Genomic DNA, 25,141 nt, shown 5'->3' with positions numbered 1-25,141 from the left:
ACATGAATAAATTGGGGAAGAAGATAGCAGGTATTGTGCTTGCCGTTGGGGTTGCATTAACAGTTTTTGCAGGCACATCAGTTAGCACCTATGCTTATACTCAGACAACCGGAAAGGTAACTTCAGACAACGTTAAGGTTAGAGATTCTGCCAGCACAACAGCCAAGCAGGTTTCATCTCTTAAAAACGGGGATACAATAGATATCGTTGATGAAGCAACCGACGCTTCAGGTTATGTTTGGTACAAGATCAGAGTTAATAAGAGTGAGTATGGATATGTTAGAAGTGACCTTGTCAGCAAGGCTGGCGGATCAAGCAGCACATCCACTACTACAACAAGCACATCAGATACAGCTTCACTTCCGGAGACTTCTGTAACAGCTACAGAACAGAAGACCGCAACAATCACTTCTGAGAGCGTAAATGTTCGTAAGGGTGCCGGAACAAGCTATGATTCAGTTGGTAAGGTTGCTAAGGGCGACACTGTTACAATCGTCGGCGAAGCAACAGGAACAGATAACAAGACCTGGTACAAGATTACATTTGGTGATGGAAAGGAAGGCTTCGTAAGAAATGACCTTTTAGAGGTATCTGAGGCTGCTCCTGTGGAAAATACAGAGGGCGCAGAAGGCGGAGAAGCTGTTGAAGGCGGAGAAAACCCTGAGGGCGAAGTTGCAGAAGGCGGCGAAGAACCTCAGCAGCCTGTAGTTGACCAGAACCAGGGCGATGGCAAGTATTCACTTATGTACATCACAGGTGAGGACGGAAACAGCACTTGGTATCTTTATGATAATGAAGGCGGATACCGTGTTATTGTAGATGAACTTATTTCAGCTGCTCAGAGTGCTGAGGCTGTTAATAAGCTTCGTAAGCAGGCAAGCAACTTCAAGAAGATAGCTATTATTCTCGGAGTACTTGCAGCAATACTAGTTGGTGCAGTAGTTGTTCTTGTTCTTAAGCTTCGTGATTCTCTCTACTATGAGGATGAAGAAGAGGAAGAAGAGTACGATCGTTATGATAACAGAAGAAGACCTGAGACATCATCTGCTCGCAGACCTTTAAGAAACGATGATGAAGAGGACAGACCTGTAAGAAGACCTTCAGAGGATCGTCCTTCCAGAAGACCTCAGGAAAGAGACGACGAGAGAGTAGTAAGAAGAGATAGCAGAAATGCTGATGAGGACAGACCATCAAGAAGACCTGCTGAAGATAGGACTGTAAGACCTACAAGAAGACCTGCAGAGGATGATTTAGAGGCACCTCGTCCATCAAGACGTGCTGACAGAGAAGCCAGTGAGGATGTTGAGAGACCTGCAAGAAGACCTATGCGTGATGCAGACGATCGTCCATCAAGAAGACCTGTAGAAGACAGACAGAGCGCTCCTAAGGAAGAAGCACCTAAGCGCCGCGCTCGTAACTTCGTAGGCGATGACGACGACTTTGAGTTTGAGTTCCTTGATCTCGATGATTGATAAGAAATAGAATGAAGATTGTATTGTCCTCCATGGGAGCTTAGCTCTCATGGGGGATATTTTTGATTAATCAAGCGGCTATGAATAATTTTTTTGCCGTAAAAAATCATTTTTATTGAGATACTGCTAGATTTCCACTAATTTGCAAAATCTGTAGCATCTGTTATACTAAAGTTATCACAAAAAGGAGGGCGCGATATGATCATAGAGATTGATTTTAATAGTGATGAAGCTATTTATGTGCAGTTGTGTAACCAGATCATATTGGGCATTGCAACATCCCAATTCAGAGAGGGAGAGCAGCTTCCCAGTGTGAGACAGCTTGCGGAGACTATTGGTATTAATATGCACACTGTTAATAAGGCCTATTCTATTTTGCAGCAGGATGGCTTTGTTAAAATTGACAGAAGGCGCGGAGCTATAATTGCTATCGATATAGATAAGCTTCAGGCGCTTCAGGAAGCTCAGTCAGAGCTGGCAGTTGTTCTAGCCAGAGCAATCTGCAAGGGAATCGGTAGAGACGATATTCATGGTCTGGTAGATAAGCTCTACGATAATTATGAGAGAAACTCATAATTGCACAAGACAGTATATTAGTTGATACTTCATTATGATGAAAGGAAGAAATGTATGGAATCTAAGTTTACAGTAATGGCGGCTGACGCACTCAAGCTTGCTAAGCGTACAGCCAGAAGTCTTAAACTTAATTATGTGGGTACAGAGCATATTCTCATGGGCCTTATCCTGGAAGATGGAAGCGTAGCCTCCAGAATCCTTATTGATAATGGTATTGATGAGAACAGAATGATGGACATGATAAGAGATCTTATCGTTCCTGATTCAAGTGTACGAACCCTTGATAAAGACGGCTTTTCTCCAAGAGCTGAGAAGGTTCTTGAGGAAGCGCACAAGATGGCAGAGCGTTTTCATGCTGACAAGACAGGTACAGAGCATATTCTTCTTGCTCTTATCAAAGAGGGAGAGAATGTAGCTGTAAGGCTAATCAGCACTCTTAACGTGCCTGTTCAGAAGATATATGCAGAGACACTGGCTGCAATGGGAGAGGATCCTAACCTGGTTAAAGAGGACCTCGGCAAAAAAGCTGCTCCCAAGGCCGGCAAGAAGGCTTCAATCCTTGCTCAGTACAGCCGTGATATGACAGCCCTTGCCTTGGAAAATAAGCTTGATCCCGTTATTGGAAGAGAACGTGAGATTAAGCGTGTTATCCAGATACTCTCAAGACGTACCAAGAACAATCCATGTCTTATCGGAGAACCTGGTGTAGGTAAGACTGCAGTTGTAGAGGGACTTGCTCAGAGAATTGCATCCGGAGATGTGCCCCTTACAGTACAGAACAAGAGACTTGTGACTTTGGATCTTTCAGGAATGATCGCAGGCTCCAAGTATCGTGGAGAATTTGAGGAGAGAATCAAGAAGGTCATCAAAGAGGTTTCTGAGGATGGCAATATCATTCTTTTTGTAGATGAGATGCACACACTTATCGGTGCAGGTGGCGCTGAGGGTGCAATTGATGCGTCTAATATCCTTAAGCCTTCTCTTGCAAGAGGCGAGATTCAGATGATCGGAGCCACAACTATCACTGAGTACCGCAAGTATGTCGAGAAGGATGCAGCTTTGGAACGTAGATTCCAGCCTGTTAACGTGGATGAACCTACCAAGGAAGAAGCTACTGAGATCCTTAAGGGCATAGTTAGCAAGTACGAAGAGCATCACAAGGTTACAATCACTCCGGAAGCTATTAAGGCTGCGGTAGATCTTTCTGAGAGATATATCAATGACAGAAATCTTCCTGACAAGGCAATCGACCTTATTGATGAGGCAGCCAGCGCAGTAAGACTTCGCACTATGGGCGTATCTCCCAAGGTTAAAGAGATTGAGGAGACCATCAGAAATATTGATATCGAGATAGAAAATGCTCTTAAGGCCAGTGATTTTGTTAAGGCCGGTGAGCTTAACAAAGAGCAGAATCAGCTTTTGTCCAAGCTTACAAGAGTTAAGAATGCTGAAAAGAAAAAAGAGCTTAGCTCAGGCTATGTCGTAAATGAAAATGATATTGCCGAGGTTGTTGCAGAGTGGACCAGAATCCCTGTTAAGAAGATTGCAGAGAAAGAGTCAGAGAAGCTCCTTAAGCTTGAATCTGTGCTTCATAAGAGAGTTATTGGTCAGGAAGATGCAGTTAAGGCTGTATCCAAGGCTATCAGAAGAGGCAGAGTAGGTCTTCAGGATCCTAACAGACCAATTGGATCCTTCTTGTTCCTTGGACCAACAGGTGTAGGTAAGACGGAGCTTTCCAAGGCTTTGGCAGAGGCTATGTTTGGCGATGAAAATGCTCTTATCAGAGTTGATATGTCTGAGTATATGGAAGGCCATTCCGTTTCCAAGATGATCGGATCACCTCCAGGATATGTTGGATTTGACGACGGTGGTCAGCTTTCTGAGAAGGTTAGAAGACATCCGTATTCAGTAATTCTTTTTGATGAGATTGAGAAGGCACATCCGGATATCTTTAACGTGCTCCTGCAGGTACTTGATGATGGACACATAACTGATTCCAAGGGCAGAAAAGTAAGCTTCAAGAATACAATCCTGATCATGACTTCCAATGTTGGTGCTCAGAAGATTGTAGATCCCAAGAAGCTTGGATTCGGTGCAGGTCAGGATGCCAAGAAGGACTATGAAGATATGAAGTCAGGGGTTATGGAAGAGGTTAAAAAGCTCTTTAAACCTGAATTCATCAACCGTATTGATGAGATTATGGTATTCCATACTCTTACAGAAAAAGAGATGATGGATATCGTTACACTTCTTTCTCAGAATCTGGCTAAGAGATGTAAGACTCAGATGGATATTAACCTTACTATTTCTCCTGCGGTTAAGAAGTTCCTTGTAACCAAGCATTCAGATGCCAAGATGGGCGCAAGACCTCTTAAGAGGGCAATCCAGTCTACTATCGAAGATGCTATGGCTGAAGAGCTGCTTCGCGGAAATATTAAGGCTGGTACCAGCGTTACAGTAGGTCTTAAGGATGACAAGATAGTTTTTACCACTGAAGGTAAGAACAGTGTCAAAAAGGCCAATATTAAGACCACCAAGACAACAAGAACTACCAAGACGAAGGCCACGGTTACTACCAGAAAGCCGGCTAAAAAAACTGTAAAAAAGAAGAAGTAAAATTTAAAAAGATTTAATTTTAAATGGCCTTGTAATGCTTTATAATGTAGGTGCATAAATATGTATGCAAAGGCACATTGACACAATTTATATTTTTTATCATTCAGGAGGTTTAATATGGCAGTCGTTGAGGAGTTACTCCGCGCCGAGAATGATGGTAGCATCAGCTTTGGTAACTATGAACTTTCCGAGAAGCAGAAGGTTGAGAATTTTGAGCACAACGGAGACCTTTTAAAGGTTAAGACCTTCAAGGATATTACCAAACTTGAGTGTAACGAAAACTTTGTATATGAATCAGTTCCCGGAACTGCTGTACTTGGATTTAAAGAGACAGATAAGGGAGTTGAGTTTAGCGTAGAGGGCGCTAGTGATGCCCAGATTACACTGGGCCTTTTGGAAAATACTGAATACAGTGTATTTGTAAATGGCAGTAGTATAGGCAAGATGAGCACAAACCTTGGGGGAAAACTTAATCTTAGCGTAGAGCTCTCCACAGAGGGCAAGGCTACAGTAAGAGTTGAGAAGTAAAGTTATATTGCATTAGTGAGAATAGCTTCTGTGTACTTAACGAGGTAACAAGTTTGGTGCACAGAAGTTTTCTTTTTTGTTGGGAGGAAAAATGGCAACTAAGATAAAGACAGTTTTCTTTTGCCAGAGCTGCGGATATGAATCATCTAAGTGGATGGGACAGTGTCCGGGCTGCAGAGAATGGAATACATTTGTAGAGGAGACGGTTAAGCCCGTAACCAAAGCCTCAGCCGGTAAAACATCAGGTAATGGCGGAGGAGATTTCGCTAAGCCTGTAAGCCTTTCTGAAATAGAAATGAAGGATGAAGACAGGGCTGATACACATATCGGGGAACTTAACAGAGTTTTGGGAGGAGGTCTGGTACAGGGTTCTCTTATTCTTGTGGGAGGAGATCCGGGTATCGGAAAGTCTACGCTTCTTTTGCAGGTGGCAGGAAATCTTTCAGGTGATAAAAAAGATGTCCTGTACATATCAGGTGAGGAATCCTTAAGGCAGATCAAACTAAGGGCCAACAGGCTTGGAAGCTTTTCAGAGAGTCTTAAATTCCTGTGTGAGACCAATCTTTCTAATATCGAAGAAGCAATTATCAGAACAAAGCCTTCAGTTATTATCATCGATTCAATACAGACTATGGTAAATGAATCAGTATCTTCAGCTCCAGGAAGCGTTTCACAGGTAAGGGAGTCTACGTCTGTGTTGATGCGCATAGCCAAGAGTATGAATATTTCAGTGTTCATCGTAGGCCATGTAACCAAGGAAGGCCAGGTTGCTGGCCCCAGAGTTTTAGAGCATATGGTGGATACGGTTCTGTACTTTGAAGGGGACAGACACGCATCCTACAGGATTCTGAGGGCAGTCAAGAATCGTTTTGGTTCAACCAATGAAATTGGCGTTTTTGAGATGCAGGAAAAAGGCCTGGTTGAGGTCACCAATCCATCAGAGTTTATGCTGGATGGAAGACCTGAGGGAGCAAGTGGATCTATCGTAACTTGTTCTGTCGAGGGAACAAGACCGATCCTTATAGAGGTTCAGGCCCTTGTGACCCACACTAACTTTGGATTCCCGAGAAGGCAGGCAAATGGAACGGACTATAACAGAGTAAATCTTTTGATGGCTGTTTTGGAAAAGAGGATCGGTTTGCAGCTGGGAGATTTCGATGCTTATATCAATCTGGCAGGCGGCATGAAAGTGGCAGAGCCTTCGCTGGATCTGGGCATATGTCTTGCTATTATATCCAGCTTCAAGAATAAGCCTATCAGCGATGATGTGGTAGCTTTTGGAGAAGTGGGCCTTTCAGGAGAAGTCAGGGCAGTAAATATGGCTCAGTCCCGTGTTCAGGAGGCCAAAAAGCTTGGCTTTAAGACCTGCATAGTGCCAAAGGCCCTTGAAAGCAGTCTTAAACAGGCCTACAAAGGAATAGAGATAATTGGAGTTTCATCTGTTTCCGATGCTATGAAACTCTTATAAAAAATTAGAAAATTTGAATCTCGCAAAGCCCCGAAAATAGGCATGATTAATCGTTCAATCATAAAGGGGTGAAAATGAACAAAAAACATTCCGAATATGATTGTATTTGTGATTTTTTGTTTGGTATGATATTTGAGTATGTTAATCATATATCTTTAATATACACAGGGAGTTGTGAAAAAGGTGATGGCTAAGCTGTTTAGTAAAACTTTGGTATCCATATGCGCTGCGGCTTTGATTATTACTGCAATGGGGAGCAGTAGTGTTGTTGCGCATGCCGAGGAAACTACTGAAATACTGTCGCTTGTGGCTGAACCGGAACTACCCGTGTATGAAGCTTTACGAGGGGATTCAGAAGATTGTAAAGAGGTAGATCTAGCACCTGCCGAAGTCGAGGAAACTGATACAGCGGTTTCTTTAAGGGCAGGTGGAAAGGCTTCATTAGGATTAGACGTTTGCTTCTTCATTAGAAATGGAGTTGATTCGGATATTCCTAATGAACCCCAAGGTCACCCTATGTCGGACTATTCACAGCCGATAAGAATCGATGATGCAACATACAGTAATCATTTTGTCTATGATCCGAACTATATAGAGGGACCGTATGCTTTTGATGATGACGGTTTTACCATCTTTAATAATGTTCTGGACAATCTATTATATTATCCAACTTCGGAAGAAATAAAAACTGTTGTACCTGAGTTTGATCCAAAGACCCAGTTTGTGGTTTGGTATGTTCTCAAAACGGCGCTGACTGATTCTCCAAATGGAGACGTCTTTATTCATGTAGACGGCGTTATAAAGACCAGACAGGAGACATACTCTGAAGAGAATTCAGACGATGATTCGGACGATGACTCAAACGACGTTTATGATGACAGCAAGATTGTAGCTCCGGGCGCGGGGACAGAGCCTTCAGAGCCGACAGAACCTCAGAAGCCGGTAATTGATGTATCAGGGCTTAAATTCAATGTGTATTCCAAGGAACTTGAAAGAGTCATATTAGATGACGGAGAGTATGTTGGCGGATATGTTATTGAAGTTCTTAACCTTGAGGGCACAGTTCTTGCGGAGTATCAATTTGGCATTTACGGTCAGGAAATAGATAAGAGAGTCTTTTTAGGAGCTAATTCCACATCTGATAGTAGTGCTGATGTCGATTTTTCTTTTGATGATCTTGGAATCCAGAAGGGCAGGGGCACAATATTTACATTTTTGGGTCAGACCTTCAAGGTTAATGTGGATTCAGCGTATATCAAGGTCAAGAATAATGAGTTTCAGGTAATACCACTTTTATTCAATGGAGAAGAGGTTAAGCCTGATAAAATCAGTATATCAGATTCAAATGGCCAATTTCTTGCCGGTGGAACCAACGTTCCAAGAGTAGTAAACAAGCAGAAGATCACTGTTACCGCAGGTTCTACTGTCCAAAATGACAATGGTCAGACACTGACTAATACGGATACTACTGTTTCATCAGGAAGCCTTATGAAGGGCCATGAAATTGTGGCTACCTTTAACGGAAGCCTTACAGGCCCCGGCGAATGCGTGAACGAGATTACTGATATTCATATTGTAGATAGTAACGGCAGAGATGCCACAGCCTATTATGATATTACACTAGAAAAGGGTAAGCTGGTTCTTGTTAAAAACGAAGCTGATAAAAAGGCAGAGGAAAACAGTACAGGTTCGGCGGTCACAAGAGTAATCGCAAGAGATGGTGCAGAGACTGTCGTAAGCAACTCTCAACATGTGTTTGGAACTTCCAGAGACGATTCTGATAGTGTTAAGACAGGCGTTGCTGTAACAGGCAAAACTAAGTTGTCTTCCAATACCGGGGAAACCAAATCCGGAAAGCTTTCGGCGGATTCGGATAGCGAAAATGCTGAGGGAGGACAGGTGCTTGGCGCAAGAAGAGCAGATACAGGTGATAATGGCATGAACTCTGGGGCAAGGCTTGCTCTTATCGTGCTTTGCGTAATGCTCATTTCAGTAGTTAATATAAAAAGAAATAAAACGAAATAAAGTATAATATTTTTATGAAAAGGTGTCGATAAGATTTATGTATGAAATCTTGTTGGCACTTTTTTGATGCAATTTTTTAGAAAGTGTCTTGTTAATTGGAGGCGATGGGATGTTACGTAAGTCTTTATCGAAGAGAATCATTACTTCTTTAATATGTCTGATTATGGGGATGTCGGCAGGTCTTTTCCCTAAGATAAATGTAAATGCTTATAACGATACTGTACAGCTTCAAGAGGATACATATAATACGCTGATAAAGGGTACAACTGTCTATAATGGCGTGGATTACGCGAAGACAGATGGATATAATCCCCTGTATTATTTTTTGAATTATGCTGATTTAAGAGCTGCTTTCGGAGCAGACCCATATAAGCTTGTGGAGCACTGGGCACTTCATGGAAAAGCAGAAAAACGTACCTGTAATGCTGCAATTACTCGTGGTACTCAGGCTTATAGCAGCAAAACCGAATATATCGTTCCATCCTATCAGTTAACTTCAGAACAGAAAGATGGGCTTGTTGTTATTCCGGAGGAAATTCACAGTAATGGAGGAATGAATGCCCGTCAGGACATTGAGGCCAGGAATGTTGCCAAACAGCTGGCGCAGGATATATATGATAATGTTTCTACCAATGGCCAAAATACACAGATAGAGATGGTTACCTATGCTACTGCTGTTGTAAGAGCATATTGTAATGCCGGTAAATATACAGAAACAGGAAATATTTACAGAACTGCCTATGGTGTGTTCATCGGCCACGAGTATTCAAGCGCCGGAGCAACAAGGGCATTGGGACTGATCCTGGACTATCTTGACCAGATTATGGTATCTGTAACAAATGATCCTACGAACGACCTTACATATCCACCGCTTAAATGGGTTCATGTCAATGCTAACCAGTGGACAGATCAGTGGTGCCAGGTGGTTTGCGATAATCATGAAGCTTATGCAGATCCGATTTCAGGATATGCCGGATATGGAAAAAATCCAAGAAATGATGCCAGCGCCAGCGCTGATGATATTCAGCACTATGTGGAGTATTCAAAAGAAACCGATGTGAAGTCTACAAGACCACCATTAGTTGAAGGCAATCCTCCTTATAAGGTTACTCAAAATAAGCAGAAGAACAGTAATTCTATGAGCGGCAACAAGCTAGATAGTTATTACACCAAATATAATAAGTAAAGAGCCGGGTATATTGTTAGATTAAAAGTCAAGGTGTGAACAAAAGTATGAATAAGTTGATGGTACGGGTTATTAACTTAATAATATCATTTATGCTTATTCTTTTGCTGCTTGTGACTGGTGATGTACCAGCAAAGGCTAGCGGCTATGGCACTATTGATTCCACTACCTTTAAGAGCAACTACAGGATTACTACTATCCATATAGGTAGTGATATTTATGACATCACCAGCAATGCTTTTTATAATCTGAACAACCTTCGTTCAATTACTGTTAGCGAGAGTAACCCATTTTATGCTTCTTATAGCGGATGCCTTTATGACAAGTACTATACAGAGCTTTTATGCTATCCTCCAAACTTATCCGGTGCTTATATTCCTGAGACTGTGGTAAGCATCGGGAAAAATGCTCTCCATGGGGTTCCGGAGGGGATTAAGGATCAAATAAGAGAAGTTGTCAGTGAGCAGTCCGGAGAGGGCGATGAAGGTACTAATGGTGGACGCTTTATCTACTACGGCGGACGAGTTTTATGGAAACAGGCGGATGGCAGTATTGTTCAACCATATTCTGTTGTAATGAATCAGGCAGCAATGATACTTGCTAATAGCTGCGACGAGACTATGAAAAGATCGGAGCAGCTGGAAGCAAGCTTTTATTACCTTTCATCATATATTTCATATGAGAGAAGTTTGGAAAAACCAAGCGGAGAATGGACTGACAGTTATGCGGCCAGGACAATGGGCAGCAGAAGAGGGAACTGCTATGGATATGCTGCGGCCTTTGCTTATGTGGCAAGAGGACTTGGATATCCCGCCAGGGTATGTACAGGAACCGTTGCTTCGGCGCTTGGAGGCAGAACTGATCACGCCTGGACAGAGGTTAAGATCAAGAACAAGTGGTACATTTTTGATGCTGAGATGCAGAATGCCAAGGGATCAGGATACTATAAGCAGACTTATGACAGCTATCCTGCAGGACCTATCGAGAAACAGGAAAGCTATTTTGTTGACTTCTGATATTGAAAAAATTATTCCAAAATGACTGAAGTTTTTGAATGGAACGCACGATATATAATCTGGGTGTCAGAAAAACTTTTTTACATGGAGGTACGATGAGAAGATTAATTGGAGCGACAATAGCAGTATCAGGAATAATATTTGGAGCTTTCATAATAAATATAATGCTGTTTTGCTTTGTTCCGTCTTATCATGATGCTTTGGAACGGGCTGTTGGAAAAGATGATGATATACCGGTTGTAACTGTAGATAAGGAAAGCGGGAATGTAGTCGTTAATAAAAAAGAGCAGGTTGCAAACAGGCTAGAGACTTTGGAGCTTGAGCCAGAGGAGGATACGATTGTTCCTCTTGCTGCTGCGGCATTTGAGAGTTCTTTTGACATACAGGAAAAGACTGAAGAAGAGGCCACTACTCAGGAAGTTAAAGAGCTTCAGATCATCGATAAGGAGTACCATGAGGATTGTGGTACTGGAAAAGGGTACTGGGTTATCAAGTATGAAGATGGTAGTACCGGCGTAGAAGAATATTAAGAAATATAAAGAAAATTATAAGATTTTGTTAATATAATAAATGCTCTCGGGGTGTTACTATTATGGTGAAGAAATGGATGTCTTTTCGTAGATGCCACAGGGGTGTTTAGTATGCATCAAGTAACTCATATTTCTTATGGAGAAGGAACAGTCGATATTGTACTGGATTCATCAAGTCTCAATGAGGTCACTGCGCCTGAATTCAGGTTCGGAGACTATTCTAAGGTTGTGACTTCCTGTTTTACCCAAAAAGAACTTGATAGGATTAGTGAAGGTGACAATGCACAGCTCACCTTTTATTTTGTTGTCTCCGACAAGGCTGAGGATGAGCTTATCGAAGGCGAGTATAGCAGCGCAATTGAAGAGAACGAGGTTGTTCTTGGTAATCTTAATGAAGGCATTTATGTGGAAATAGATGCATCCAAGGCTTTTGAAGATGGAAATGAGGTTCCTCTGGGCGCCATGTCCTCTGATGTGGATATTCAGATGGATATTCCACTTTATCTGATCAATGAGGACAGGTCTTATTACTACCTTTCCAACAATATGGGAGAGTACGAACTCTTTGAGGATTCCACACCGGATGCGGATGTTCTGACTGTAAACACGAATAACATCAGTTCAGGACTGATTTTGTATCAGGACATTAGTGAAAGCCTTATCGATCACAGCGTAAAAAGACCCGGCATAAGCATCCAATATGTGCTGGTTGCCGGAATCGTTTTCATGGTGGGACTGTGGTTATTTATAGACAAATGCCATAAGAATAGTATTTGATGAAAATTATCAAGTTTCTATTCAAAACAAGTTGTTTTTGTGCTAATATTATTAGCGTTGCTAAATTTAGCTTGTTTTGCTTAATATAACGTGGGGCGTATAAAAATGAAAAAAAGAATGACCTGCTATTTACTTATAGCAGTGCTTACTCTTTCTCTTTTGATGGGGTGTTCACATACAATAGAGCCTGATACAGCTGAGGAATCTGTTGCATTTAGTTCATATAGTAGTGTTAAGGTTGGGGTATGTATATATCAGTTGACCGATAGCTTTATGTCCTTGTTCAGCGAGGAGCTGGTTGACTACCTTGTCTCTAAGGGATTTTCCAAAGATAACATAATTTTATACGGCAGTGCCAATAATGAATCGGTTCAGCTATCTCAGGTTGAAAGCCTTATAGCTGATGGCGTTAGTGCGCTTATCATCAACCCGGTTAATTCTTCTGTGGCACACTTAATTACTGATTTGGCTGCTTCCAAGAATATTCCACTGGTTTACATCAACAGAGAACCCAGTGGTGATGAGGAAAACAGATGGGAGAGCTATGACCTTAATGTGTGCTACGTGGGCTGTGATGCAAGACAGTCAGGCATTTACCAGGGCGAACTTCTTTTGGCGCTTGGCAAGAAGACACTTGATAGAAACGGAGATGGCAGAATCCAGTATTTTATGATAGAGGGAGCACCTGAGAATATCGATGCGGGTTATAGAACTCTTTATTCTGTATCAACGCTCAAGAATGCAGACCTTAAGATGGAATGCCTATTGGATGAAGTTGGCAATTGGGATAAGGCTACTTCTGAACATATAGTTGCCAAGGCTATCAAACAGGAACTTACCCCGGAAGTGATTATCTGCAATAATGATTCTATGGCTCTTGGTGCAATTATAGCTGCAGAGAATGCAGGACTTAAGCCCGGAGAAGATGTATATATTGTTGGCGTTGATGCTCTTCCTGAGGCTGTTGATATGGTAAAAGAGGGAAAGCTTGCAGGAACTGTCTACAATGATTATGTTCTTCAGTCTCATCGCGCCGCTAATGCAGCAATCAACTATCTAAAGGGCGCAGGCAACGAGCATTACATTGGCTGCGATTATGTAAAGATTAGTAAGGAAAATGTTCAGGACTTCCTTGATGGTGTGTATTACTACGACGATCAGGATGGTGATTAAGGAGAACCTTATTCGGAAAATAGCCACATTTTGTGCTATATAAAATTTTAGGTTGATTTATTATTTTTGTCGTTATATAATTGAGAACGTCGTCGGGGTGTGGCTCAGTTGGTAGAGCACTATCTTAGGGAGGTAGGGGCCGCGTGTTCGAATCACGTCACTCCGATTTGCAGAAACCGCTCAGTTGAGCGGTTTTTCTTTTGCAATTCTTTAAAAATTGGTGACCAATTGGTGACCAAACACGGTGACCTTTAGCCAAATATCTTGGTCTGTAGTTCTTTACTGAGTGTACTGTTGTTGTTTTTGTTGTAATACCTAGTCATTGTGCTGTCTGAGTGACCTGCGGTAGCTCTTATCTGATCTTCGGGCATTCCTGCTGTATAAGCGTCTTGAATAGCTCCTCTACGCTGACAATGTGTCGAAAGGGGTTCAATACCAACTATCTTGCAATACTTTTTAATGTTCTCATTAAGACGATTTCCTGCAATTGGTAATTGACCGTCACGGGAGCTGTTGAAGACATAGTGCTTTTGCCCATTTAGCAGATAAAGCTCTTTAAGAATAGAGATGGCTTTTTCTGTTATCTCAATTTCACGGGCTGCTTCATCGGCTTTCAGATGTTCATCATCGATTGTGACCAGTTTTCCATCAATTTCTCTGTGAGTCAGAGAATGTCTTACTATGATAGTTCCTCTTTCAAAATCAACGTCGTCCCAAGTTAAAGCACGCCATTCGCCAGATCTTTGCATGATATTGAGCCAAAATCTGATTGCAAGTGTGTAGACGGTCTGTTTAGGGAGTTTACTGAGATAGTTTTCAAGCTTTTCTCTTGTTTCAGCATTTGTTGCTTTCTTGGTAGAAGAAGCAGTAGCTTTCTTGGGACAAGAAGTGTTAGGCATTGCAACAACTGGATTAGTTTCAATCAGCTTTAACCAAATAGCATGGTCAAAAGCTTGTTTTAGTACACTTTTTGCTTGAGCAATCTGTCTAGCAGTATATCTTCGACTGGCAGTTAACCTCTTAAAGGCATCAATGATATCACCTACAACAATACTTTTTATGGGCATTGTCACAATGATGTCTTTTTCCCAGTATTTCCTCCAAGCTTGATCTTTGCGAAGGGCTGTGGAAGTTGGATAAATAATAGTGCCCTCATTGTCCACAATTGGTGTGTGGTTAGACTTGGAATAGAGGTCGTATACCTCTTGCAAAGTGCAATCAGGCTTATAACCAGTACCTAGTTGAATAGGATGCCCAAAAATCTTTTCATAAAGCTTATCAACCGATGTTGATGCAATCTGAGAGTGCTTTCCGTTGATTGTAAAAGCGACTCTAAAAAGCGTCTTATTTGGCTTTTTGATGATGGCTACTTTTTTGCCGAGTTCATTCTCCAAATGCTGAATTTTTAGTTTATTTATTTTATCTTCCAATTCACGGATGACAGCATCAGCTGTACTAAGGCTAGCATATTCTGCAGAAAAATGAAACTCGGATTTTTGTCTTTGCAGACAGATGATTTTATCGCAAATTTCATCGCTGTTGAGAGGATGTTTTGGATTATGATTAGTCGGTACTACCATAGTTAAGGAAGTACTAAATAATTCTTTGTCTTGATTCAATTGTATGTAGTACCTCCTTTCTGCTGTAAAACTATGAATAGGCAACTAGGATTTGTTTTTAGTGAGTGAGGGACATGTCCACCAGTACCAAGTGAGGGTTATTTCATCCACAACGGCCAAAATGTAATTTGTTGTGAGGGGCATATCCACCACTTCTTTTGCAAAATGGAAATCTTTATGTGGTGGAAAAGCCCACCACATATATAAACATTACCATACGATATACCTGGCTCAGAGGAGTCATAAATAAACTTAGATAGTTCATTCACGCGCCCACCACTCACCAGAAAACTGATATATGTTCTTCTCCTTGTGAGCTTTTCCGCTTTTAATCTTCTTGATAAAACCTTTTTCTTCAAGAGCTTTCATATCTTTGTAAAAATCGCTGTGCCCTGACTTTGTATATAAATCATAGTCAAGCGCTCTTTGAATGTTAAAGTAAAAGTAGCTCTCTTCTTGGTACAAACCTTGCTTTTCGTAGTCGTGTTTGGGCTTTCTCTTGCCATAATATTGCGACTTACAGTAAACATACAGAATTTTCTGCTTATTGGTCAGACTCTTGAATTGTTTGGACTGAAGCATACTTTCATATATGTTTGAACTGGTATCGGGCTGTTCTTTCCCAAGCTGATTAATAAACTTCCCACCGCCGCTACTGCTTTCGAAATGCTTCGGTGTATATTTGTTCTTTCTTCTTCCCATCTATATATACCTCCAGATTTGATGAAAAATGTTTATGGTTTCTTAGTTGCTTTTGAGCTGCTCAAAAATTCATTTCTGTTATTATACGTAGATCGTAAAAAAAGAGAAGAAATTGCAAATATTCTCAGATTTAGGAACGTTTATGTGCTTTTACTCAAAAATAGGGACAGGCGAAAAAATGAAATGACAGAAATCAGATTATAGAATAACCACATTGTAAATATTTTTACTTTGCAGATGGACATGCGTATGGAGTATTGAATTTGAATGGAGACAAAATTATTACGGAAATAATCTCTGTTAAGCTGAAGTGTATAAACGTTGCGAGAGAAATAACGGTTTACCCGATTTACGATTGAGGTGGTTTTACTCAGAATCGTGAACGGGTAAACCGTTATGAGCCGTATTTTATGATTATCTGTATTACAAAATTATATAAACAAAAAATAACAATTGCTATTATTGGTAAATTCCTATTCCTACGTATAATATGCTTGTGGTTAGATGATTTAATCTTCGCTACCGCTAAGATTGGTACTCTTAGGTGATGCTAAGCGATGCCGATGACATCTTAATCGAGGCAATAAGGATCACAATTCGTGCTGGAAATCATATTGAAAAGCATGAAACGGAAAAGTACCACGTAACTGTAGTTTAAAGAACGCAACGTTGGCTGTATAACAACGAAGGCGATGGCTGACATCCGGTGAGACCTGAACTCAACGAAATCAAAAATAAGGACGTAACGCAGCGGTTATGATGCGGACCGGTAGGTTGATTACCATATATCAGCGGAGATCTTCACAAACCTCACTCCAAAAAGAGGAAGGCAGAAAACTATAAACTGAAGAAATAATGGCTGGGAACATAACCAGAAAAAGTTTGTATGTATCATCTTTTTGATGAACAGGAAAGGAGACAGAACCTTTCTTATATAAAAACCTGTTGCATTCTCGTTCTTTAGGGGCTGAGGAAGCTGATTTATCTTTAACTTCAGTATATTGAATGAGACGAAAGTCTTATTTGTATGTAATTTATAAATCAACCATATTAAGAAGGGAGACCAGCAAAATGGGCTATAAATCGAAAAAGTACAAACGAGATTTATCTCAACAAGTGTATGATCGTTTAACAAAAATGCTTCATGCTGGAGAGAATACAAGTAAAAAAGAAGCAATTGCTGATGGAACATATCGAGATAAAATATTTTCCTATAGTTCTTATCACAGTTATATGAAACATGGCAAGTGTTTTTCCAAATACGTAAGAGAGCATCATCCTGAAGTTACAAGTCTTAAACAATCAAAAAAATTTGTAAATGAATGGCTTCAATCACGAGTTGATTATACTGATCGGAACGGTAGACACTTAAGTGCATGGACCATAAATTTAGATCGTAGCGCAATTTCTAAGATTTATGGTATTCTTCCGGATGATCCCAATTACTTTCAAGCTCCATCACGACGCAGAGAGGATATTGTCCGAAGTCGTGTTGATGTTGTGAGAGACAAACATTTTTCTAAGACCAACAACGCTGAACTTATATCTTTCTGTCGTGGAGTTGGGGCACGTCGACAAGGAATTTCTTCACTGAGGGGAAAGGACCTTATGACACGGGATCAGATTGATAAAGCAGTTGCAAGTTTAGAACAAAAATCTCATGAGCGTGAATTGTCGCCAAAGGAACAGGGACATTTGAACATCCTAAGGGATGCGCAGCTCTTTGATAAATCCGAGTATTTTGTTTATCTCAAAGAAAAAGGAGGAAGAGAAAGGATATCCCCGATAGTAGGCCCAAATATTGATCAGATAGTGGAAAGATTCAGGAATACTCCCAGAGATGAAAAGGTGTGGATGCATGTAAACTCTAACGCGGATATACATAGTTATCGCTCTGATTATGCCAATTTTGTCTACAGGCAGTATTGTCGCCCCATAGATAGTATTCCTTACGATCGCGTAAATAAAGGGACAAAAAATAAATATCAGTCAGATGTTTATGTCTTCAGAAAAGACGAATATGGCAAACGGATGGATCGACGAGGGCTCTTCCTTACAAGTAAAGCCTTGGGCCATAACAGAGTTTCAGTAGTTGCAAATAATTATCTAAGGGGACTATAAAAGTGGAAAGGGTGTTTGGTAATCTATCAGGATATATGGTTTGGAAAAAAGGGGATGATTTGCATGTTCCTACGCATGTTGTTATGAGTGCAGAGGAATACAAAAGTATTGTTGAAACAAAAAGGCTATTAAAAGAGCAAATTGATAATTTGAAAGTATCACATGCCAGTGAAATGAACACACTCAAGGAGAAGGCATTAAATTATAAGAAGAAAATTGATAAGGCGGCTTCAGAAAAGGTGGCTGAAGCAAAAAAGAAGGTTAAAACTGCCGAAGAAGAAGCTGAAAGGCAAAGGAATTTAAATCAAAATCTTTTACGTATCACTAGAGAACGGGCCAACGCTGAACGCGGTTTGCAACCCAAAAAGACACACAAGGGATATCGATGCATAGGAAGAATAACTCAGACTAAAGTTTCGGGTGAATATGACAGGACAACACATAAAGCATCTTATGCTTATGTATGGGAATCAACGCTTGAAACACCATATGACGGAACAATCTGTCTTGATCAAATTGAGAACCGGATCATCTCAGATCTCATAGGTCCAGATGGTATACTCAAAATGTTACACGTAGAATACTGTACATATGATGATGGTTCAACAGTCATATGGAGAGGCCCATATTATGAAGTGGTAGATAACGCAGATAATAAGAATTATCTGTTTGATTACCGTTTTGCAATGAACATAAAGAATAAACTGTGGGAAGTGCAAATTATGACCACAAAGCCGATATATACACCACCTGAAATGTTGATTTAACAAAAAACAATAAACCAACTTGGGAAAACCCAAAATATACATATAATAATCTTGGGGGGAGATAAGGAATACGTAGAAAGGAGGTGAATACTGATGACAATCGATCAAGGGCTTGACCTAACGGTATACCTTTATGATTTAGGTGAAATCATGTTCGAAAAGCAAAAAGACAACAAGCTGACGTTTTATCGTCTTGACGGTTTAAGCCAAGAACAGGTGGAGGAGCTTGTAGCACTATTATCATGTGATAATAAGGGCGTCAGCTTTGATGGCGAAGGCAATATTCGTTATACTGAGAATGACCATAAGATTAACATGGTAACGACATCGAAACAGGAACGGCAGAGATTTGTGGATGAGCTTTCTATGTAACAACAATGAAAAAAGTGCGTAAGTTCAGTCATTACTGACTTACGCACTTTTTCATAATCAATCAGTTGCTTTTTTGTATCAAAGAAGAAGTGGATTTTAAGCTGCCTTTGCTCTTTTCTTGTTATTAACAACGAAGACGCCAGCAGACACTACCAAGACTGCACAGATAATACCAATGATATACTTGGTATTATTTTTTTGTACGTTTTCTGTATTAGTTGAAAGAGCAGGATCTGGAGTTTCTACTTCAAGAACCGCTTCATTAACAGCTTCAGCTGGAGCAGCTTCCGCTGCAACAGCATCCTTGGATAAATCTTCTTTTTCTTCGGATGTATTTACCGCAATAAGAGTTTCAGGTGACATAACAGGTGTAGAAATAGCATCTGTAAACTCAAATGTGATGTATCCGTCTGATACAGTAAGAGTCTTGCCTGTTTCCTTAAGCTCTCCTGTTTCTTCTGTAAAGATATTTACAATTGTACCATCAGCATAAGGTGACTGCACCTTGAGAACTACCGTATTTCCTTCGGGAAGTGTCACATCCTGCAAAGAAAGCTTGTATGCTGCAACAAGTTCCTCAGATGTATAAGGCTCAAGGTATGCTGAAAGATCAAGGTAGAAATCATCATCTGACTTCCAGTTCTCAAATACCCATGAGTGAAGCACGTTACCTTCAGCGTCAACGTAGTTGATAGTTCCAACCTCGTTACCTGATGTTGTAGCATTAAGCTCTCTGCCAGTAATAGTGTTCATCGCTGACTCTGCTCTGATGTTAAGATACATGCTATCAGGTGTACCATCCTCTGAGAAGTGTATGAAGTTATCCTTTGCCTCATCCGTGATCGCATCAAAGTCATGAGCGTAAACCTTTGCAGGCTTAGTTTCTGTCTTTGGTTCTGTCTTAGACTCTGACTTTTCCGTATTTGATGTTGAAGGCGCTGCCTCTGTTGAAGGCGCAGACTTAGTTTCTGTCTGAGTATTTGCATTGGTGCTTGCCGATGGCGTATCGTACTCAACGGGTACATTATATTCGCCTAGCATAATAGCGTATGCTTCGCTAAAGCTCATTCCTGAGTCAATAAGTTCCTGAACCCTTACAGCCTGATCGTGTGGTAATCCCATTCCCGGCTCAGACACTTCCGCTGACCACGCTTTTCTCTCTTTTGCTGTTACATAGCCGACTGAACCTACGCACAACAATACGATTATTGTAATTACTCTAAATAAATGTTTCTCCATAATTTTCTTTAACATAATATATTTCCTCCAAAATTACTTTTTATTGTTTTATCTTTGCCCTGATATTACTATACCATGCCATATTATCGGGGAAATTACCCGATTTACAGCAATATAACTCGGCTCCGATCTACTAACTCGGAGCCGAGTTATTTCATTTTCTATGCCGATTCATGCTATCATGCTGCCATATAAAATGCAAGAGATTTAATAACGAAATAAAATTTCATTTAAGATTAAGAATTAGATTAAGATATCTTGGAAAATCAGTAAAAAAATGTATAATTACAGTTGTTTTACCATGAAATTTTAATCTACTAGTAAGGTTTTTAAAAGGATAGAAGTATAAATGCCAACAGATACAATATTGGTTACGGACAACAATGGTCCGGATACGCTAAAAATATGGATCATTCTGTATTTTATTTTCTTAATACTATATATGGCCGTATGTTTAGTACATGATGTAAAACGAGATATAAGGTTAGAGCAGCTTCCTCCGCAAGAGAAGAATAATAGCGGTGCTATTCCATCTTGGCTTCAGTACATCCTTAGAATTGTTATTCCTGCTATCGGCGTTTATATCATCGTTAATCATGTAATCGCAATCACAAATGTTGCATCCTGCTCAATGGAGCCGAAGTTGAATGTGGGTAATACCGCAGTTTACAACAGACTTGCTTACAAGAAGTCAGAGCCTTTAAGGGGCGATGTCATTGAGTTTTGGTCTGACGAGTACGGCAAGATTTTCGCCAAGAGAGTTATCGGTGTTGCGGGTGACAAGATTGAGTTCCACAATGGCTTTGTTTACATCAACGGTTTGAAGGCAGACGAGAGCGCATATATCGGTGTAAATGTTGAGACAAACTCAAACAAGACATTTACTGTACCTGACGGATATGTATTTGTTCTTGGTGACAACAGAGAGAACTCACTTGATGCAAGATACTGGAATGAGCCTTATATCTCTTGTGACAGAATCATCGGTAAGTACATTGGTCAGCTTCCATTTGCACTTCCCGGCAAGGCAAGTGAGGGCACTCCTGAAGGCTGATGAACATACAACAGATAGCATTGGCACTAATTTTCCCCAACAAAGGACAGCTTCTGGGAAGGGTTTGGGGAACGGGCTTTGGAACGGGCCTTAGAACGTTCCATATAGGGCGTGGGGGTTCACCAAGCAACACAAGCCTTCTGGATCTTTGAAACAGAATGGCTTGTGTTCATTTGGGGCTCTATATCAGGGGAGCTTATTCTTCCCTAATATAGAGCAGTCCAGACTGCTTACAATCTGGACTGTCTTCTCTTTTTTGCCTTTAAATATCTGCTATGGCTTCAACCTGAGAAGCTGCAAAGAAAAGTGCTTCAATTGTCTTATATTCTTTCTTTCCGTCCTTTGTTTTACCTGTGAATTTAAAAATATCAAGCTTAGATACCGGCTGCTGCTGGCGCATTACTCTATATCCCCTTCTTTTCCATTCTCGTGCGGTGTGAATCAGTTCCGGCTCGTCAATCAATTCCTTTTTTCCGTTTTCTCCGTTCTTTACAAGTCGATTTCCGGATTTTCCGATGATACCGGCATTCATCAATTCAATTCTTTTGTTCCATATTAACTGTTCGTTGCTCATTGTATATTTTTATCCTTTCCGTCAGGAAAGCCTTAAGGCTTTTCCTGACTATAAAATTATTGTTTAAAGTGTTATAAGATATGCTCTATCAATTAGTTGGTCTCTGTTCTCTACAGCGCAGGCATTGACTTCTCTTACCATGCTATCAAAGAAATCCATGTCAACCTCGCCTGTCTTTGGTACTAAAATACACTCGTGGATTGATGAAGGAATAAGAACAAATTCGTGAACACCGATTTTTTCGGCAAGTTCTTCTATTCCCTTTTTATCAAGCATTGCACTCGCTCCTTTAAAGCTAAGTCCGTTGCTGATTACATAGATTTGTGAAGCTGCATCCGTTTCATCAATCTCGATGTTATCTGCTAGTCCCGGAATACTTAAGAATAGTGGCTCTGCAGTGAACTCTTCGTGGTTGTTTCTTTCAGCGATTTTGAAAAGCTGATTTTGTGTGATTCCCGCCATTTTAAGCATTTGAGGCTTCATCTTTACGCTAAAGGACTGCCTGTTGCTTGAACCTCTCAGATAGAGATATTCTTCTATTCCTTCATAAGAGCTTTGGCGTTTAACAATCTCCTCTGCACTTACTCTCTGAACGCCTACACGGACGTGGTCAACAATGTAGTCAATGTTTGTCAAAAGATTGATGTCAAAGTCAAGGTCCTTCGATATCATACAGATGATTTCTTCTATTACATCCTCGTCTGACATTTTTTTATTAAGAGCAGCTTGTAAAATATCGTCAGGGTATAGAGTAGGTGCTATTTTATCCTCAGGATTCTTAAATACTGTAAGTCCGAGTATTTCACAACCATTCTTGATTATGTTTTGCTCCTTTACGAAGTAACCTCTGTTTGTAAGTTCCTCAATAATTAAATCTTTCGTCATTTTGAAAACTCCTTTTTTATTTGGTTTTTGGCTCTTGCTCTTGGAGATTGCTTCCAAGATTCTGAATGAGCTTTTCTTGAGGGGTGCTTTTAACTTTTTAAATTCGCTATTTACCTTATTGACCACCTCCTTTCATATGTATTGACTGCTTCCTTAGTTCTTTCATTTCGCTATCTATCGGGTTTGCTGCATCATTAAAAGACGGGAAATCTATATATGACAAGGGACAAGGAACGATACGCCGTTAGGGCAGCACTTGCCAGATATGGATTTCCTGTCATGATGCTCTTTGCAAACCGATAGAGAAATGAAAGGGCTTAGGAAGTAGTCAATATGGAAGGGATGGTCAATTAGAAAATGCGGATTAAAAAAAGGGGCGCTTTTGAAGCGCGTTGGAGGTAGACTAATATCATTCATTGTCTGCCCTGCTTTTGAATCTGCTCGGTGCAGATCAGGGGCATGATTGGTCTGGGAGCTCGGGCAGACCTGCGAAGCTGCTGGGAATGGTATAGATGTATTGAAACTGATATTGATAATTTCTGATATCTACATGATATCTACATCTATCTTTGAAAATTGACACAATATAGCATTAATGCTATATTTTAAGTACAAAAAAGGTACTACCCGTACAGCAACGGTTAGTCCGAAAATAGGGTTTTATTAAAATAACCGCTAGTTTGCAGGCTGGGCGGTTATTTTAATGCTTGCTATTCCTACCAATGGAATAGCCAAGACCAAAGAACGTAGCGCAAAGCGCCAAAACTCCAATCAAGCCTTCCATGGTTATCATAGGGCAGGTTCCTCCTATAGTTATTCCCTTTCGGGTTTCTATATTAACAGGGCTTGTACTCCCTGATAGAGGACTAACCGCAACCGTTTAGGTAGCACCATGTTATTATTATAGGTAACGAAAAATGCCGTGTAAACTCAAATCGGTATAAAGATTATGAGCTACACTGCATTTCGTAGATGGCTTTTTATTTACATTTGTTAGTTAATAAAATTGGTGACCAAGTTGGTGACCAAAGGTCTAGCTGATGCCGTCAAACCTCCTTTCTATGCGGGTTTGCGTTTTGTAAAGCGTGTTCGAATCACGTCACTCCGATTGATTAAAACCGCTCAGTCTGAGCGGTTTTTTATGTGTTATGAAATTCCTTCGGATTTCCTAATATAAAAAACGCATAAAAAACGCTATTGGAACAGTGTAGAGAGTAAGAGTTTTACTGCATATTATATGTTTTTCTGAAATGTGCAGTAGATATTTTCTTTTAATACTGTATCTTGTAAAAAACTATATTTATGCAGTAAGGTGTTTACTGCAATTATCTTAGTTTTCATATTTCTACAGTAAATGGAAAAAATATTTACTGTAGATCTCTAAATATCTTTTTCCTGCAGTAATAAATCTGGCAGGACAATTCAATAATAGAAAAATAATACTGCACCCATGTTAGTATTTGCATTTGTGCAGTAATAGAAATTATTCTTTACTGCACAAAGCGAATAATATGAATCTTTGCAGTAAGCAAATACAAAAAGGAATCGTAAAAAGGAATATATGTGAAAACCTATATGTGAAAACAGTTAATAGAAAAAACGACAAAAGGAGAATTACAGTGAACAACATAACAAAGGAACTGAAACAGCATTTATTGGAAATAGAAAGCTTGATTGCCGAGGAAACTAGCAGGTTGAAGCAATATAAAGGGCTTGAAAAAGGCAAATTGCAAGTCACATCAAGTCATGGGAACATACAGTATCTATTTGTGGAGAATGGAACTAACTCTCCCAAATATATGCCTGCTATAGAGAAGGAAAAAGTAAGATTATTTGCTCAGCGTGAATATGATGAAAAGATGTACGAGCATTTGAATACTACTAAGGCAAGGCTTAGCCGTTTTATAAAAAACTATGATGAAAACAGTATAGATGCAATATATGAAAATATGTGCGAAGGCCGTAAAAGACTGGTCACTCCAATAAGACCAGACAAGGAGACAATAATAAATACCTGGATGGAAATGCATCCTGGTGGTATGAATACAATTGACGATGAACCGGATATAAGAACAAATCGGGGAGATTATGTCAGGTCAAAATCTGAGAAAATACTGGCTGATTATTTTTATGAAGCTGGGATTCCGTATCAATGCGAGCCTAAGTACACTCTTTTTTCAGGAAAAAATGTATATCCGGACTTTGTACTTCTCAATGTCAGAAACAATAAGACAATATATTGGGAACATCTTGGAAAAGTGGATGAAGCTTCATATGTCATTAGGAACATGGGCAAGCTGATGGATTATGAAAAGAGTGGGCTTTTGCTGGGGGACAATCTGATCATTACACTAGAAACCCGTGAAAGACCTTTAGATATGGAACTCATCAAAAGAAATGTCGAACAATTTCTGATATAAGCGGAGAGCTAATTTCAAATA

The 25,141-nt window shown here is 40.2% G+C and carries 21 protein-coding genes and 1 tRNA gene; 17 read left to right on the top strand and 5 right to left on the bottom strand.

The annotated features are described in order from the left end of the window. The first annotated feature begins 2 nt into the window (after positions 1–2). From G613_RS0104955 to G613_RS0104900, 12 genes are all read left to right on the top strand, one after another. The gene (locus G613_RS0104955; protein ID WP_029231602.1) at positions 3–1,472 is read left to right on the top strand and encodes an SH3 domain-containing protein; all 1,470 of its coding nucleotides are present in this window, start codon (positions 3–5) and stop codon (positions 1,470–1,472) included. A 198-nt stretch (positions 1,473–1,670) separates the two neighbouring features. Further along, positions 1,671–2,048 carry a GntR family transcriptional regulator gene (locus G613_RS0104950; protein WP_029231601.1) on the top strand — a complete coding sequence of 126 codons (378 nt, stop codon included), beginning with the start codon at positions 1,671–1,673 and terminating at the stop codon, positions 2,046–2,048. 54 nt (positions 2,049–2,102) lie between these two features. Further along, positions 2,103–4,664: an ATP-dependent Clp protease ATP-binding subunit gene (locus G613_RS0104945; RefSeq protein ID WP_029231600.1), complete on the top strand. Its 2,562-nt coding sequence runs from the start codon at positions 2,103–2,105 to the stop codon at positions 4,662–4,664. 117 nt (positions 4,665–4,781) lie between these two features. Next, the gene (locus G613_RS0104940) at positions 4,782–5,192 is read left to right on the top strand and encodes a hypothetical protein (RefSeq protein WP_029231599.1); all 411 of its coding nucleotides are present in this window, start codon (positions 4,782–4,784) and stop codon (positions 5,190–5,192) included. Between the two features lie 91 nt (positions 5,193–5,283). Continuing rightward, positions 5,284–6,660 carry a DNA repair protein RadA gene (radA, locus tag G613_RS0104935; RefSeq protein WP_029231598.1) on the top strand — a complete coding sequence of 459 codons (1,377 nt, stop codon included), beginning with the start codon at positions 5,284–5,286 and terminating at the stop codon, positions 6,658–6,660. 186 nt (positions 6,661–6,846) lie between these two features. Next, positions 6,847–8,685: a hypothetical protein gene (locus G613_RS0104930; RefSeq protein WP_029231597.1), complete on the top strand. Its 1,839-nt coding sequence runs from the start codon at positions 6,847–6,849 to the stop codon at positions 8,683–8,685. A gap of 109 nt (positions 8,686–8,794) precedes the next feature. Then, entirely contained in the window at positions 8,795–9,871 is a 1,077-nt protein-coding gene (locus G613_RS0104925; protein ID WP_155828036.1) for a hypothetical protein, read from the top strand. A 47-nt stretch (positions 9,872–9,918) separates the two neighbouring features. Next, positions 9,919–10,887 carry a transglutaminase domain-containing protein gene (locus G613_RS0104920; protein WP_029231595.1) on the top strand — a complete coding sequence of 323 codons (969 nt, stop codon included), beginning with the start codon at positions 9,919–9,921 and terminating at the stop codon, positions 10,885–10,887. Between the two features lie 95 nt (positions 10,888–10,982). Continuing rightward, the gene (locus G613_RS0104915) at positions 10,983–11,417 is read left to right on the top strand and encodes a hypothetical protein (protein WP_029231594.1); all 435 of its coding nucleotides are present in this window, start codon (positions 10,983–10,985) and stop codon (positions 11,415–11,417) included. 111 nt (positions 11,418–11,528) lie between these two features. Beyond that, positions 11,529–12,194, top strand: a complete 666-nt coding sequence (locus tag G613_RS0104910; protein ID WP_029231593.1) for a hypothetical protein — start codon at positions 11,529–11,531, stop codon at positions 12,192–12,194. 105 nt (positions 12,195–12,299) lie between these two features. Further along, positions 12,300–13,367, top strand: a complete 1,068-nt coding sequence (locus G613_RS0104905; protein WP_029231592.1) for a substrate-binding domain-containing protein — start codon at positions 12,300–12,302, stop codon at positions 13,365–13,367. 93 nt (positions 13,368–13,460) lie between these two features. Beyond that, positions 13,461–13,533: transfer RNA gene (locus G613_RS0104900), tRNA-Pro, on the top strand. 85 nt (positions 13,534–13,618) lie between these two features. Here the strand turns inward: G613_RS0104900 and G613_RS0104895 are convergent. After that, the gene (locus G613_RS0104895) at positions 13,619–14,986 is read right to left on the bottom strand and encodes a tyrosine-type recombinase/integrase (RefSeq protein WP_029231591.1); all 1,368 of its coding nucleotides are present in this window, start codon (positions 14,984–14,986) and stop codon (positions 13,619–13,621) included. A 261-nt stretch (positions 14,987–15,247) separates the two neighbouring features. Then, positions 15,248–15,688 (bottom strand): hypothetical protein, encoded by a 441-nt coding sequence (locus G613_RS0104890; protein WP_029231590.1) that lies wholly within the window; start codon positions 15,686–15,688, stop codon positions 15,248–15,250. 1,071 nt (positions 15,689–16,759) lie between these two features. On the opposite strand from G613_RS0104890, the gene G613_RS0104885 reads away from it, so the two are divergent. From G613_RS0104885 to G613_RS0104875, 3 genes are all read left to right on the top strand, one after another. Beyond that, the gene (locus G613_RS0104885) at positions 16,760–17,809 is read left to right on the top strand and encodes a hypothetical protein (RefSeq protein WP_029231589.1); all 1,050 of its coding nucleotides are present in this window, start codon (positions 16,760–16,762) and stop codon (positions 17,807–17,809) included. A gap of 2 nt (positions 17,810–17,811) precedes the next feature. Then, complete coding sequence (locus G613_RS0104880; RefSeq protein WP_029231588.1) at positions 17,812–18,576, top strand: hypothetical protein; 765 nt, start codon at positions 17,812–17,814, stop codon at positions 18,574–18,576. 93 nt (positions 18,577–18,669) lie between these two features. Then, entirely contained in the window at positions 18,670–18,948 is a 279-nt protein-coding gene (locus G613_RS0104875) for a hypothetical protein (RefSeq protein WP_029231587.1), read from the top strand. Between the two features lie 96 nt (positions 18,949–19,044). On the opposite strand, the gene G613_RS0104870 is transcribed toward G613_RS0104875, so the two are convergent. Continuing rightward, a complete protein-coding gene (locus G613_RS0104870) occupies positions 19,045–20,202 on the bottom strand; it encodes a hypothetical protein (RefSeq protein ID WP_029231586.1) in 1,158 nt (385 codons plus the stop codon). 334 nt (positions 20,203–20,536) lie between these two features. Here G613_RS0104870 and lepB point away from each other — a divergent pair, with 334 nt between their 5' ends. After that, positions 20,537–21,241 carry a signal peptidase I gene (gene lepB, locus G613_RS18495; RefSeq protein ID WP_029231585.1) on the top strand — a complete coding sequence of 235 codons (705 nt, stop codon included), beginning with the start codon at positions 20,537–20,539 and terminating at the stop codon, positions 21,239–21,241. Between the two features lie 262 nt (positions 21,242–21,503). On the opposite strand, the gene G613_RS0104860 is transcribed toward lepB, so the two are convergent. Beyond that, positions 21,504–21,815, bottom strand: a complete 312-nt coding sequence (locus G613_RS0104860; RefSeq protein ID WP_029231584.1) for a hypothetical protein — start codon at positions 21,813–21,815, stop codon at positions 21,504–21,506. A 63-nt stretch (positions 21,816–21,878) separates the two neighbouring features. Further along, the gene (locus G613_RS0104855) at positions 21,879–22,700 is read right to left on the bottom strand and encodes a DUF5688 family protein (protein ID WP_029231583.1); all 822 of its coding nucleotides are present in this window, start codon (positions 22,698–22,700) and stop codon (positions 21,879–21,881) included. 1,577 nt (positions 22,701–24,277) lie between these two features. On the opposite strand from G613_RS0104855, the gene G613_RS18490 reads away from it, so the two are divergent. Continuing rightward, positions 24,278–25,120 (top strand): hypothetical protein, encoded by an 843-nt coding sequence (locus G613_RS18490; RefSeq protein ID WP_155828035.1) that lies wholly within the window; start codon positions 24,278–24,280, stop codon positions 25,118–25,120. Positions 25,121–25,141 lie beyond the last annotated feature (21 nt).

This window comes from Butyrivibrio sp. VCB2006 (assembly GCF_000420945.1).
GTDB lineage: Bacteria > Bacillota > Clostridia > Lachnospirales > Lachnospiraceae > Butyrivibrio.
Note: the sequence above shows the minus strand (reverse complement) of the source record. Positions and strands in the feature narration are given on the sequence as shown.

Bases quoted from the DNA above. Each gene is read 5' to 3' on its own strand.
- G613_RS0104955 (WP_029231602.1), top strand. From the start codon at position 3: ATGAATAAATTGGGGAAGAAGATAGCAGGTATTGTGCTTGCCGTTGGG.
- G613_RS0104950 (WP_029231601.1), top strand. From the start codon at position 1,671: ATGATCATAGAGATTGATTTTAATAGTGATGAAGCTATTTATGTGCAG.
- G613_RS0104945 (WP_029231600.1), top strand. From the start codon at position 2,103: ATGGAATCTAAGTTTACAGTAATGGCGGCTGACGCACTCAAGCTTGCT.
- G613_RS0104940 (WP_029231599.1), top strand. From the start codon at position 4,782: ATGGCAGTCGTTGAGGAGTTACTCCGCGCCGAGAATGATGGTAGCATC.
- radA (WP_029231598.1), top strand. From the start codon at position 5,284: ATGGCAACTAAGATAAAGACAGTTTTCTTTTGCCAGAGCTGCGGATAT.
- G613_RS0104930 (WP_029231597.1), top strand. From the start codon at position 6,847: ATGGCTAAGCTGTTTAGTAAAACTTTGGTATCCATATGCGCTGCGGCT.
- G613_RS0104925 (WP_155828036.1), top strand. From the start codon at position 8,795: ATGTTACGTAAGTCTTTATCGAAGAGAATCATTACTTCTTTAATATGT.
- G613_RS0104920 (WP_029231595.1), top strand. From the start codon at position 9,919: ATGAATAAGTTGATGGTACGGGTTATTAACTTAATAATATCATTTATG.
- G613_RS0104915 (WP_029231594.1), top strand. From the start codon at position 10,983: ATGAGAAGATTAATTGGAGCGACAATAGCAGTATCAGGAATAATATTT.
- G613_RS0104910 (WP_029231593.1), top strand. From the start codon at position 11,529: ATGCATCAAGTAACTCATATTTCTTATGGAGAAGGAACAGTCGATATT.
- G613_RS0104905 (WP_029231592.1), top strand. From the start codon at position 12,300: ATGAAAAAAAGAATGACCTGCTATTTACTTATAGCAGTGCTTACTCTT.
- G613_RS0104890 (WP_029231590.1), bottom strand. From the start codon at position 15,688: ATGGGAAGAAGAAAGAACAAATATACACCGAAGCATTTCGAAAGCAGT.
- G613_RS0104885 (WP_029231589.1), top strand. From the start codon at position 16,760: ATGGGCTATAAATCGAAAAAGTACAAACGAGATTTATCTCAACAAGTG.
- G613_RS0104875 (WP_029231587.1), top strand. From the start codon at position 18,670: ATGACAATCGATCAAGGGCTTGACCTAACGGTATACCTTTATGATTTA.
- G613_RS0104870 (WP_029231586.1), bottom strand. From the start codon at position 20,202: ATGTTAAAGAAAATTATGGAGAAACATTTATTTAGAGTAATTACAATA.
- lepB (WP_029231585.1), top strand. From the start codon at position 20,537: ATGCCAACAGATACAATATTGGTTACGGACAACAATGGTCCGGATACG.
- G613_RS0104860 (WP_029231584.1), bottom strand. From the start codon at position 21,815: ATGAGCAACGAACAGTTAATATGGAACAAAAGAATTGAATTGATGAAT.
- G613_RS0104855 (WP_029231583.1), bottom strand. From the start codon at position 22,700: ATGACGAAAGATTTAATTATTGAGGAACTTACAAACAGAGGTTACTTC.